General features: G+C 60.7%; 7 protein-coding genes and 3 pseudogenes. 6 read left to right on the top strand and 4 right to left on the bottom strand.

The features are described from left to right. The first annotated feature begins 1508 nt into the window (after window positions 1-1508). Window positions 1509-2636, top strand: a complete 1128-nt coding sequence (locus CO676_RS33140; RefSeq protein WP_245424623.1) for a transcriptional regulator — start codon at window positions 1509-1511, stop codon at window positions 2634-2636. 665 nt (window positions 2637-3301) lie between these two features. Here CO676_RS33140 and CO676_RS33135 read toward each other — a convergent pair. The 3 genes and pseudogenes from CO676_RS33135 to CO676_RS33125 all read right to left on the bottom strand — a co-directional run bounded on the left by CO676_RS33135 (window position 3302) and on the right by CO676_RS33125 (window position 7482). Next, a complete protein-coding gene (locus CO676_RS33135) occupies window positions 3302-5791 on the bottom strand; it encodes an SAM-dependent methyltransferase (RefSeq protein ID WP_097524170.1) in 2490 nt (829 codons plus the stop codon). After that, complete coding sequence (locus CO676_RS33130) at window positions 5788-6540, bottom strand: protein-L-isoaspartate(D-aspartate) O-methyltransferase (protein WP_097524169.1); 753 nt, start codon at window positions 6538-6540, stop codon at window positions 5788-5790. Before CO676_RS33130 ends, CO676_RS33135 begins: the two co-directional genes overlap by 4 nt. A gap of 207 nt (window positions 6541-6747) precedes the next feature. Beyond that, window positions 6748-7482: pseudogene (locus CO676_RS33125) on the bottom strand (phosphotransferase). A gap of 201 nt (window positions 7483-7683) precedes the next feature. On the opposite strand from CO676_RS33125, the pseudogene CO676_RS33120 reads away from it, so the two are divergent. The 4 genes and pseudogenes from CO676_RS33120 to CO676_RS33105 all read left to right on the top strand — a co-directional run. Beyond that, window positions 7684-8195 (top strand): annotated as a pseudogene (locus CO676_RS33120) (adenylate/guanylate cyclase domain-containing protein); the annotation flags it as partial. A gap of 529 nt (window positions 8196-8724) precedes the next feature. After that, entirely contained in the window at window positions 8725-9045 is a 321-nt protein-coding gene (locus CO676_RS33115) for a PTS sugar transporter subunit IIA (RefSeq protein ID WP_245424622.1), read from the top strand. Between the two features lie 986 nt (window positions 9046-10031). Continuing rightward, a complete protein-coding gene (locus tag CO676_RS33110; protein WP_097524168.1) occupies window positions 10032-10982 on the top strand; it encodes a complex I NDUFA9 subunit family protein in 951 nt (316 codons plus the stop codon). 56 nt (window positions 10983-11038) lie between these two features. Beyond that, the gene (locus CO676_RS33105) at window positions 11039-11275 is read left to right on the top strand and encodes a hypothetical protein (RefSeq protein WP_097524167.1); all 237 of its coding nucleotides are present in this window, start codon (window positions 11039-11041) and stop codon (window positions 11273-11275) included. A 285-nt stretch (window positions 11276-11560) separates the two neighbouring features. On the opposite strand, the pseudogene CO676_RS33100 reads toward CO676_RS33105, so the two are convergent. Continuing rightward, window positions 11561-11864, bottom strand: a pseudogene (locus CO676_RS33100) (hypothetical protein). A gap of 266 nt (window positions 11865-12130) precedes the next feature. Here CO676_RS33100 and CO676_RS33095 point away from each other — a divergent pair. Beyond that, a partial coding sequence (locus CO676_RS33095) for an exonuclease domain-containing protein (RefSeq protein ID WP_280952083.1) occupies window positions 12131-12557 on the top strand: 427 nt, incomplete at its 3' end.

Here is a 12557-nt window from a genome sequence, read left to right as displayed (position 1 = left end):
CAATTCGAAAGGCCCTCCGTCGAAAGCGCAGGCGTCAACGCGCGGGGAAAATAGCGCTTACCCCCAAAGCGTCCGCATGTGAGGGAAGGACTAAGCCACTCGCGGCAATGGCGCTTGTAGCTGGCGGTCCGTTTTCTGCTCGACGGCGGTTCTTTGTGTCTCGGGTCCCGGTATGACGATTGAGGCTTCTCAATCTGATGGACAGGAGGTGCCCATGACAGAGGAGAAGACCACCCCCCTGCGCGAGCGGGGTGAGGGGTGGCGGCAATCCTCCGTCCCTGATAGGTGGTTTGTGATTGTAGGGTTCCCGCCCGGGCCCAACAGAACGCACAGTCCGGACTGCCAGCTCCGGACGGGATCAGTCGCTTGACAGCGCACGCCCGGCTGGCCGCGGTACACCAGTCGAAAGCGGGCACTTGCCGTGCGATGACGCAATGTGGCTGTTGCCATTTAACGCCCCCATTGAGATGACAAGCGGACCAGCTCGTCACTGGTAATCCGCGTCCAGTTTGTTCTCTCGGGAGGAGGGGCGGTCGAAAGGTCACTCCCACGCCGAGGGCAAAGAGCGCGGTGCTCTGAGATTTTACAGGCATCCCGACCAAACTTCGTGAAGCCGAAAGTTGCGCCAGGATCTGGCGACAATGCTTGCCAGCGGTGATAGCGACTCGCGGGTCGGCACTGGCGATAGGTCATAGATTTAAGGTTTGCGGGGATCGTTGCCAGCCGCTCGATGTTCCTCAATCCGCTCAGGTTCTTCCTCGTCGATCCTCATCAGATCGTTCCGAGCCGCACCTTCGACACGCAGCAATTCGTTTCCAGCTTAGCATGAAGAGCCTGTGTGTCACGGTGTTGGGCTCTCTGGATGAAGAGGGTCATAGCCCAAACTATCAGAGTTACGAGGCCATGAGGGTCTAAGGTTTCCGGCCCATAGCAAGAGCCAGAGACCGCCGTAAAGAATAACGATCAGGAAAGCCCAAGGTCGAGCGGTTAGAGTTCCAAGGTCAGTGAGGTGTCGGCCAATCGTGTTCTCGGACATGCCATGGAAACGCGCGCCCAAGCGACGTGTTCCGATACCGCCGGATGCCAACTACCTTCGAAATTTTCGCGTCCCAAAAGCCTGCTTCTGGCTTTATGGGATTTCTTGGACGATGTTCGGCAAACCGCTATCCAGCTGAAAATGCTGCTGATCTTACAACTTGCCCCGTGGACGCGGACGAGGGGCGATGGTTCGTTCTCTTCACGAGCGCAGGGATGCGCAGGCGACTTCCCGAATGTGGCGGTCGTTCATCGTCTACAATGAGGGGAAGCCGAGGTTCGGCGGTCGGGGCCGGCTTGCCTCAAAGCAAGCAGCGCGGCGTCAGGGGTCTCGTGTCGGTGTACCGATAAGACAGCTATCACTGTCTGGCGTGCTGAGAGTATGGTGATGGTTGGACTCAAATTTGTCCGCGAACAGCGTGCAAACGGTGCTTCAGGTGCTCCGTCGAATCCATTCTGCAGTACATCTGGCGGTGTCGACGACAGTTATCACTGCGTCGATGATCGCCTTTTACTCGTCGCCCTTCGCCGGCGCATTGGCACTGGTAATCGACCATGAACCGGAAAGCCTCACGCGCTTTAGGCTACAGCGCCTTTCAACAGAAGTGCTCGTGAATGAAATCCGGTCCGCCGTTGCCGCCGGCGAATTTTCCGATGCCGAGGATCTGATTAGGATCGGGCAAGAACTCGGCCATCGAATTCCGCCCGAAGTCGTTGCCTCCACCGTTGAACCGATGACCGATGCGGTTTGGCGGAATTCGACGGGGTTCGCGCAAGGCTTCATTTACGGCGAAGTCAATTCGATGCCCAGCATCTTGGGCGCTGTCGCAGCCGACTATTTCGTTTTCGGTGACGTCCGTGACACCTATACAGAGGGAGGCAAGCTTCTTGTTGGCGAGCACTACGATCGACTTACTCTCGGTGCATCCTTGTTCGGGATTGCAACGCTCGCTCCAGGCATCGGCGCGATCGATATCGGCGCGTCCGTCCTGAAGAACGCCAACAAGGCGCGCAAGCTGAGTGGCAAGCTGGTAAACCATCTCGCCCGAACGGCGAATGAGGCCATTGACGTAGGCGCTCTCAAAAGAGGCCTAGCGTCGATCCCAGCTCCGAAGGTCTCCTTTTCCGGACTGCCGCGTCTGACGAGCGCGATTTCGGATCTCACTGTCGACGACATCAGGAAACTCGATTTCTCGAAGCTCAATGGGGCTGTGAAAGAAGCCTTGCCGGTCGACGCCTCCGCTATCCGCCGGCAGTTCGACGGCGTGTTGAAGCCGCAGGCTCTTGACGACCTGCGGCTCGCATCATCGAGTATAGCCAGCATCCGAAATGATGCGGGTATCCGTTCGGTATTCAAAGTCATCGAGCGGGCGGACAGTCCTGCCGAACTCGATCGGTTCAGGTCTCTTGCGAAGGGAATGGGAGATCGGACGGCTGGGGTCATACGGCTGTTTGGCAAAGGAGCAATCCGGCTCGGCGACTTGATATTCGAGATAGCCGCCGCGATCGCATTCGCGATAGCCTGGTGCTTCGGTGCCCTATGGACCGCCTTCTCATGTCTTCTGAAGCTTCGCCGGCTTCTTCGACCTCGCAAGGCGTAACGCTCGGCACGGCAAACTGATTTGGCATGATGCGTGGACAGTGGCCGCGCCCCGTTTCCAGGTTCTTTTTAGTGCTGCCGTAAGTGAGCAGACAGCCGGCTCCGCGTCGAAGAAGTTGCCAGATCGTCCGGTGTTCTGTTCGGGACGGCGGTGCGCATGGGAGACGATGGTACCTCGAGCGCTGCCCGAAGCTGGCCCTGCGCGGGCCGATGATGACACCGATGATCCGAGGGAGTTGGCGCCGTCGATGTCTGGCCTGCAGACGCCTTCGTCGGTAGAGGATTTTGACCACGGGATACGTGCAGCACGGTTATGCTGGTGCCATGCAGAGCACAATCTCAGCCCAGCTCCGATGCAGGGGCGTCACACGTCACATAAAAAGAGGATCACTCCCTCTATATTTCAGACCGCTGATCGAGGGAGCGTAATGATGCAGGGCCGCATCTATCACATTCTCTTCCTTTCACGCCGAAACTCTGCGCGCGTTGACGCACTGCATTGAAGGCGGGGTTTGGGAAAAGCGCTTCGCACCCGATAAGTCGCGCGAGCCGCGCCCTCAACGGTTTTACCCTCACGAAGAAGATCAATGGTGGCAAGAATGGACCGGCCGCAGACCCCTAGCGACCGCAATCCGTCGCGTGGGGCACTCGCTAGCCGCAGGGCTTTCAGGCGGTCGGTTTAACTCGCGAACGGCTGCGATCTGGAACAGAGCCTTGCCGCTCGTGTCCATCCGTCAACCCTGCGAGTAAGGCCGGGGCGACAAGATAAAGGATGATGGCGATCGTCACGACGCCTGTGAACCCGACATGCATCGCAAGCAGAGCGGCGAGGATCGCGCTCAGCACCGACGCAGAGCCATTGATCCCCCACGCCCAGGGAATAAACTCGTTCGAGCGTGCACCGACGTGACCGAGGCCGAGGGGGAACGGCATGCCCATGAAGACGGCGAGCGGCGCTATGAGGAGGAGTGTGATCGCGACCTTCGCCGCATCCGGGAACGCCAGCAGCCGTTCGAATATTAAGGGCAGCGCGAGTAGGTAGGTGGCAGCCAGGAATGCGATCACCACGACGGCAAGAGCAGTGCCGCGCACCGGTGATCCGCGTCCAACCACCACCATCCAGCGTGCGGCTACGGCGCTACCGAGACCCGCGAAACCAAGGAAACCCGCAAGCACGACAGCGACAGCGTAGAGCGGATGGCCGAGGAACAGCACGAAGCGCTGGATGAAGGCGACCTCGATGAAGAGGAAAGCCAGGCCCAAAGCAAGGAAATAGAGCCCGAAGCGCAGCTGGTGTACCGCTTTCCCCAGTGCGCGCCGGCGAAGCCAGAGCGGCAGCAGGATCAGGACGGCGCTAAGGGCCGCGGCCTGAACGAGCGTCGTCACCAGGATCAAGTAGCCCCAGTCGAGCATCGCTGCCCCACCTTGAGTGCGCAGCGTCAGGAGTTCGGGCAGGGCGCGCCAGCGGAAGAAGTCGAAAAAATAGGGCCGATTGTCAGTGGCCGGTGCAATATCGAACTTGTACCGCTCGGTGAAGTCAGCGCGCTTAGGGCCGAGGAGAGCGAGGGCTCCCTCATAGAGATATTCCTGGTCTAGCTGGTTATAGCGGTTCACGTCGCTTGCGGAAATGCCCGGCGCCCAGGAGATGTCAAAGAAATTCTCGGCGGCGAAGCGGCGGATGGCCGCGACGTCTTCGCCGGTGAACGGCGACTTGGCGACGAGCAGGGTTGCGGTACTCCAACTCCGGATCAGCATCAGGTGCCGGCCTGGCTGGGCCGCGCCATCCGCTTCAAGCGCTACGGTAGCAGTGGCGAACAGCTTGAGAATGTCGCGCGGCGGCACCCGCAGCCATCGCGTGATCGCGACGACTCCATCTGGCCTCAACACCGCTAGGTAATCCCGCAGTGCCTCCACGGTGTAGGTATAGTTCTCATGCATGCTCTGCACGCCGGCCGCGGCCGCGCTGAATGAGTCAAGGAGCGGCATCTGGATCAGGTCGTAACGCTCGCCAGTGGTCGCAGCGAAGGCGCGCGCCTCGGCTAGATGCAGATGCACGTTCGGTCGGCTGAAGATGCCGCCGACGAAGTCGGCGAAGCGATTCCGAGCCAGGTCGATCATCTGCGGGTTGACCTCTACGGCATCAACGATATCGGCTCCGGCGCGCAGCGCCAGCAGCACCTGCTCGCCGCCGCCGGCGCCAAGGATCAGCGTTCGCGGTCGCTCAAGGATGCGATACGGGAGCGCCGCCGTTGTTCGGTCGAGATAGGCGACCGTCGCCCTGTCGCCGCCATAGGCGGTGATCGCCGTAATACTATCGCCGTCGGTGAAGACGGCGAGTTGCGCCGGCGGCTCTTGGGTGTTGGCGAGGCTAAGGCCCGGTGCGTACCGGAAAGGGACGGTCGGGCTCTCGACGACGGTGAGCAGTCCGAGCGCGCTTGATCGCTCCTCGACCACCCGCGCGCTCGGCGCTTCGAGAGCCATGCGGAGGCCCTTGTACTCCGACATGTGCGGGCCTGGGGCCGTCCAGGAAGGTGGTAGCCATACCGTGATGGCCGCGGCTGCAAGCCCGAGGCTGCCGGCGGCGACCCATCGATGGCGAGCCATGCCCGTCGCGGCGACGGCAGCCGCCGCGAATCCCAGCGCTGCGACGAAGCGCAGCGCCTCGGAGGGAAAGACCACGAACAAGAGTACGACGGTGCCCAGCGCACCGATCCCTGCGCCGACGAGGTCAAAGGCATAGACGCGTCCGATCTGGTCAGGATGGCGGCTGAAGGCAAGGCCGATACAGGTTGCACCGAAAAAGAACGGCAGGATCAGGAGAGCATAGATGGTCGCAAGCCAACCGAGCTGCCGCGGATTCCAGACGATCTCGAGCGCGTTGAACGGTACGCGTTCGGCACAGGCGAAACTCGCAACCGCAGTAACGCCGAACAGCGCTGCCGAGGCTGCGAAGGCGGCCGGGTACCTTTCCACCAGGGGGCGGCGGGCCAACGCAACGAATGTACCGCTCGCTCCGAAGCCCAGGAGCGCGATGCTTATCATCATATAAGCAAAATGATGCCACTGGATGATCGAAAAGAGCCTTATCAGCAGCACTTCGTAGGCAAGGATTGCCGCCGATATGAGACCAATCGGCAGGAGGTGCCCCGCTCTCATCGGGCCCCACCTCCACGCAGCGGCACAAAGCTTACCGGCAGCAGCTGCAGGGTCGTGATGCTTCCATCCATTCGCTTCTCGACCAGCATGAGAAACTGGGTCGCGAAGGGACCTCCCACGGGGACGACCATGCGGCCCCCCTTGGCGAGCTGGTCAACCAGCGGCGGCGGGATGTGGCTGGCAGCGGCAGTCACTACGATGCCGTCGAAAGGCGCGTGCGTGGGCCATCCATAGTAACCGTCGTCTACCTTCACCTCGACATTGTTCAAGCGGAGCTCCGCGAGGCGGGCGGCCGCCCTTTCGCCCAGTTCCGGTATGATCTCAATCGAGTAAACCTTCGCTGCGAGCGGCGACAAGACGGCTGCCTGGTAGCCTGAGCCAGTACCTATCTCGAGGACAGAATCGCCAGGCCCGACGTTGATCAGATCGGTCATCAGAGCGACGATGAAGGGCTGCGAGATAGTCTGACCGTATCCGATCGGCAATGGCCGATCTCGATAGGCCGCGCTGCGCTGCTCCTCAGGCACGAACAAGTGGCGCGGCACCTTCCCCATCGTCTTCAGCACCGCCGGATCGATGCCCTGCCCCTCCACCGCTGACGGCGCTGACCGTGCGTGCCCTTTGATCGTTTCGATCATCGCCGCACGCTCGGCGAAGCGATCCTGAGCGGGCGCCGATGTCGAAGCCACGGCGGCAGCGCTCGCGAGAACCAAGGCCAGCAACGTTTGGAACTGGGCTAGTCGACGCATGAACTCTCTCCCGGCTATAACGTCGAGTATAGTGGGGGTAGCGGCAGTTTTGAACAAATCTCGCTCGGGTCTCTGCCGCGTTCCAGCTTCGACCGTGCCGCGCGCGATCGGCCAGCTGCTGCTTGCGGCAGGGAAGGAAGCGCCTTCACATATGCCTCGTTGAGGGCGTTTTACGGGGTTTCGTGCGCTGCTGCGTTGGTGTCGTGCCTAGATGGCTCGAACTTCGGCAAGCCGCTTGGTCGCGTATTCGTCCTCCCAGCATACGGCGGCTTCCCATGCGGCTGATGCTTGCGCGGCGATGTCGAATGCGCCGCCTTCCAGACCGGCGGCATTGTAGGGCAGGACGAGGTCAAGGTCGGGAACGTCGACATGCGACTCATCCCAGTCGATCAGCGCGACGCGGTCGGCGGTCATGCGGATATTGCCAGGATTGCTGGGGTTGCCGTGGACGACGCTAGTCTCACGTCCGATATGCCGCGCCCACGCCGCTCGGCATCGAGCGACACCGTCTGGCGGCATAGCGGCAAGGTCGATCCTCTTCCCGGTCTCCGCGTGCAGGAGGTCAATCGAGGATCGCCAACCGGGGCGCTGCGGCCAGCCCTGCGTCAACCGATGCAGCTCGCGCAGTGTCTCCGCCACGCGTCGCCAATCGGCCTCCGTCTCGGGCGGCCCGCCATGCATGTATTCCATCACCACCAAGCCATGGGCGAACAGCCGGCCGTCGGTCGTCGGGATCGGCACCGGCACGCTCATGCCTTAACGGTCAAGGTACTGGAGGAGCTCGGTCTCCCACGCGAGATCAGCGTCGCTCCTGGTACCCAGACGAGCGACTGCAAGTTGCCCGTGGACGCGCACGCTCCAGACATCATGGGCAACTCCGCCAGAGAGCCGTTCAATGCGGGCCGCGTCCGGGACATGTCCACAGTTCCGGAAAAAACGCAGCGATCGCCGAGGCCACGCTGCGGCAAAGATCTTCAAATGTACCCGAAGACAGCGGACGCCCTGCCCACTGAGGCAATTTGCTGGTGCCACATGCTCGCTATAGCAAGTCGCCATCAAGCGCCTTCAAACTCTGCGGACCCTAGCATTCGTCTGTGCTAATTTAGCTATAACAAAATAGCGGCTCGATTTGGGGGGGTGCCAATGGAGCGTAAGCTTGCCGCGATCTTGGCCGCCGATGTCGTCGGCTACTGCAAGCACATGGAACGAGATGAACAAGGAACCTACGAAAGGCTTGTCGCCGGTCGCAGGGAATTGTTCGAGCCCGAGATCGCCCGTCATCACGGGCGCATTTCCAAGCTAATGGGCGACGGTCTTTTGGCCGAGTTATCGAGTGTCGTCGATGCTGTGGAATGCGCTGTTGCCCTTCAGCGGGGATTGGCGGAACGCAACGCGGCCATGCCCCCTGAGGATCGGATAGATGTCCGCATCGGCGTGAACCTCGGGGAGGTGATCGTCGAAGGAGACGACCGATACGGAGAAGGGTGAATATCGCTACCCGCCTCGAGCAAGCCGCCGAGCCAGGTAGCGTGTATGTGTCGGAAAGAGTTGCGCGGGAAGTTGAGAGAAAGCTGGCGTTCGGCTTCGAGCGGATGGGTTCCCAGCACGTCAAGAATATCAGCGAGCCGGTTACTCTTTATCGAGTGAAGCTTAACGGCCTTGTGAAGTCCCGCGTCAGAGGGCCGCGTTGGTTCCCGAAGCCACGCACAGCGGGTATTCGTACGGGGCCGCGCTATCGATATTGTTGGATGGGAACTCCCCGGCAATTTCTGGATTTCCGAGAGGCTGATCCACGACCATCGTCGTTGGCAGGCGACCAAGTTCTAAGCCATCGACGAGGCCTTCCAATGGGCACGTCAACGCCTCTCTAGCGGGATCTGAGCAAGCGGGCTGGAGTTCCAGTTTCTACAAACACGAGCATCATTCCCCAGCGAGAACCTTGGTGCTGATCGGTCCGCTAAAAGACCTTCAGTTCACTCAGCTTCAACGCGTCTGAATAGCTGCTCTCGCGAATGTTGGTCGACTGAAGCAGACCGGCGACCTGTTCGAACACGGTGGTGTCCTTGAGCGAATCGCGGGTCTGGGCGGTCAGTCGCTCATAGCCACCGAGGCACTTTGGTTGAAGAGGCTCTCCATTGTCGACGGCGAGCTTTAAGATTGCCGCCAGCGGGCGAGCACGGACGCATGGTCATTGGACAGGTACATGGTTCAGAGGACGAACTGGTTCGACTTTATTGGGAGAATGGCGAGGCAACGCCGGAGTCCAGTAGGGTGCCGAAGCTTCGCTCACCCGCAAAGGTGCTTATGACGCTTCGACAAGGTATAGAGTTCGGGGCAGCTGACGACGAACCGGTGGACATTCTTCTGGCAGTGCTGTGGCCGCAGGACCATCAGGACGGCTTTTTGCCGGCACTTGCCAAGTATTGCCGTCTGTTCAGATCGAACCAGGTTCTGCAAGGGCTCCGGAACGCCCGCTCGAAAACCGAGGCAATGATGGTCCTGTAGCCATTCTCCAACGATGTCTTGGCGCCCTCGGATCGTCCGGAGCTCAGAATCCACCGGCAATAATCCGCGGCGTCAGTGGACGCTCGCAGGCACGACCCCGGACTCGTTCGGTGCGTGACTGCTCGCCAAACAGGCGTGCGGTCACGTGCCTGCATTGGCGAACGCTTCGGGCACTTGGACGTTTAGCAAGGTCGGTGACGGGCAGGTTGACGAAGATCATGCGGGGCATGGGTCCATCCTTATTCCGGCTGTGGATCGGACAACGCCTTGCCGCTTTCTGGGTCCTAGCGGCAGTCCAAGGGCAGTGTTCCCGGCAATTCCGGCTGGGCACCGCCAGATTTTCCGCTGAGAACAATATTTGCTTGGAGCGGTTCTTGCCTCACCGCCCGCCGGTCGTTCCGACCTGACGGGTGGTTCGAGCACTCCTTCCCTTGTTGCATTGGCCGGCCGGGAAAGTAGAGGCTAGAGATCGCGGGCAAGAACACGGCAGCGTTGACCACTCACAAGGTGGTGGGTGTGCTGCTTCTCATGAAAAGAAAACCTGTCGCTGACTTTCAACAGAGACAGGTTAGATCGGACGCTGCCGCTGAGGGCGCTGTCCAGCGATGCGCTTGGGAGGAATTTCGCATCGCACATTGTTCATTTAATTGATGTCTGCCTAAAAAGAAAGCAAAATCGTAATTGCCTTCTTCGTGAGCATCAGACGGCTGCCTGCTTTCGGCCCCGAAGCGGCCTTGCCGCACGGCTGCCAATCCGTTTCCCTGCGATTGGGACATTCGCGGAACGGATGCCAATTGGAAACGTTCTTCCAGCCTCAAACGCGCTTGCCTTCGATCGGCCGTGGCAGGGGTGCTAGCAGCCAGTCAGGACTGGTGGAATAGGAACACTCATTCACGCCGAGCGTATCACGAGCTGAGACCGTATCTCGAAAAACGCGAAGAACGCGGTCCGACGCTGCGTCGCCAGGTCAGGAGGTCGAGAACACAATGGCTAACCAACCTGGCCAAGATGATTCATCCGGCAAGAACATTGTGACAGTGTTCGGCGGAACTGGCTTCCTCGGGCGGCGGATCGTGAGCAGGCTTCTGGACAGGGCCGTGGATGTACGTGCCGTCTCGCGTCATCCGCACAATGATAAAGGCGCGTCCGGCAAGAGGCCATCTCAGCAGATCGAGGCGGACCTTCTGGACCCTTCCTCGATCGCCGCTGCGGTGGCTGGATCTCGCGCGGTTGTGAACGCGGTCAGCCTGTATGTCGAGCGCGGCGAGCAGACCTTCGAGCGTGTCCATGTAGAAGCCGCCGCCGATCTGGCGACCGCTTCGCGTGATGCAGGCGTCGAGATGTTCGTCCAGATTTCCGGCATTGGCGCGGATCCGAAATCCCGTTCGAATTACATCCGGGCCCGGGGTCGCGGCGAGGAAGTGGTGAAAGCGGCGTTTCCAGGCGCGGTGATCATCCGTCCCGCTGTCATGGCGGGACCCGACGACATGTTCATCACAACGATCGCGAGGCTGGTGCACATCCTCCCGATCTATCCGCTGTTCGGCGAAGGCGGCACACGGCTGCAACCGGTTTATGTCGAGGACGTGGCGGAAGCCGTGAGCCGCCTGGCCTCGGGGCAGCATTCCACGGCTGCTTCGATCTTCGAGTGCGCCGGTCCGCGCATTTATTCGTATCGGGAACTCGTCCGGCAGATTGCCTCTCAACGCAAGGCGCGAATCGTGCTGGTGCCCGTGCCATTCGCGGTATGGGGCATATTGGCGACTGCTACGGAGTTTCTTCCCGCCGTGTCGCTGACGCGCAACCAAGTCGATCTCATGCGCCATGACAATGTCGCGGCGAAGGATTTGCCGGGCCTGGAAGAACTGGGCATCGAACCCCGAGGCCTAGAAGAACTCATCCACATGATCGAGCACGAGGCTCGAGCCGGAACCTAGGACGGAACCTATCGCTACTCGCGAGGTTGGTCGGACGGAACAGGAGGAATGCAGCCATGGCCAAATGCGACCAGTGCGGCAACGACTATGACAAGGCTTTCCAGGTGAATCTGGGAGATGAAACCTACACCTTCGATAGTTTCGAATGCGCGATCCGGAAACTCGCTCCGACATGCCCGCATTGCGGCGTCCGGATCATCGGGCATGGAGTCGAGCAGGGTGACATCATTTACTGCTGTGCGCATTGCGCCGAACAGGAGGGAGCCGACGCTCTTACCGATCGCGCGCCTTGAGGCCAGCCCCGGCCGCTCGTCAGGGGCGTCTCTAGAACCTCGATTCTTCCTGGTCCGAGCGTTGGCGGACCCTAAGTGGAGCAAGCGGCAAGTATTCCGAACGACGAGCCCCGCCCCGGCAGTGCAGGAGCCTTGCCCAAGGAATGTGCCTAGCAACGTCCCGCAGTGAGGGTTAGTTCCGTGGAGCTCCCGGCCGCCGATCGAAAGTCATCCGACGGAAGCTCATGCACGAGGTTGACTTGGTTGACGAGCGATGTTCCCGTAATGCCCGTGCGGCGCGAGTTCTTAAATCCCTGACCCGTCGAGCTCTTGCTCGTCATCGCCTTCCCAGGGTGAGGGCATAGAGGTGCGATTGAGATTGGCCGAAGGCATCGGCATCCAGCACTTCAATTCGGGCTCGGCATATTCGATGATGCGGCCGAGCGACGAATCAGCAGCGCGCCAGCCTTCTGCGCTGAACTGATCGCCATTCGACCAATACGCGAGATCAACTCTGCCGCCCCCTGTTCGGACGGGCGGATCGTGACGAGGATCCGACTCCCGTTTTTCGGCGGCTTGCCATGTGGCGCCAGTGGTCTGGCTCGGCCATCATTTTTCCTCCTGCCTTGCTGCAGGTTGCAAGTCTCGCCTTGCCTTCGAGAACGTCAACTGCCTTCGCGAGCGCGCTCTGGACCGCGGCCAGCGAGCGGCAGTGCCGGAGGGTCGGTGTGCCTTTTCAACAGATTTCCGGGCATGCTTGCTTGTGTGTCCTGGTCTGCCGACCTCATTCGCGTTGCCAGGGTCTCTCTCGGTTTCTATCCTGACGCATGATCCGCACCCTACTGGTGCGCAGAAGCCCGAGGACATTGGAGGCCGATGGCATCTCAGCTGGATATGTTTTCCTCGCCACCTGAGCCAGGCGATGGCGTCGTAGTAAAGCTGCGAGGACCTTTGAGGCTGCGGCGGCGGACGCCACTCGATGACGAGGGTATGGCCCGGCTTTTGGAGGAGAGCGGCAGCTATCGCGTGCTGCGCAAGCTTGTCGGTCGCCAGATCGTCGATATACCGCGGCCGGGATTTCCTCGCATCGGAGTGATCGTCGACACCGAGACGACCGGCCTCGACCATCGCAAGGACGAGATCATCGAAATCGGCGCAGTTGCGTTCACCTTCGACGACAATGGCCATATCGGCGACGTCACGGGCGTTTACGGCGGCCTGCAGCAGCCATCTGTTCCAATCCCTCCTGAAATCACCCGCCTCACCGGAATCACCGACGAGATGGTGGCCGGGCAGATGATCG

This window comes from Sinorhizobium sp. BJ1, assembly GCF_002531555.1.
In the GTDB taxonomy this organism is placed as follows: Bacteria; Pseudomonadota; Alphaproteobacteria; order Rhizobiales; family Rhizobiaceae; genus Sinorhizobium; species Sinorhizobium fredii_B.
Note: the sequence above shows the minus strand (reverse complement) of the source record. Positions and strands in the feature narration are given on the sequence as shown.

Bases quoted from the DNA above. Each gene is read 5' to 3' on its own strand.
- CO676_RS33135 (WP_097524170.1), bottom strand. From the start codon at position 5,791: ATGAGAGCGGGGCACCTCCTGCCGATTGGTCTCATATCGGCGGCAATC.
- CO676_RS33130 (WP_097524169.1), bottom strand. From the start codon at position 6,540: ATGCGTCGACTAGCCCAGTTCCAAACGTTGCTGGCCTTGGTTCTCGCG.
- CO676_RS33105 (WP_097524167.1), top strand. From the start codon at position 11,039: ATGGCCAAATGCGACCAGTGCGGCAACGACTATGACAAGGCTTTCCAG.
- CO676_RS33110 (WP_097524168.1), top strand. From the start codon at position 10,032: ATGGCTAACCAACCTGGCCAAGATGATTCATCCGGCAAGAACATTGTG.
- CO676_RS33115 (WP_245424622.1), top strand. From the start codon at position 8,725: ATGGTCATTGGACAGGTACATGGTTCAGAGGACGAACTGGTTCGACTT.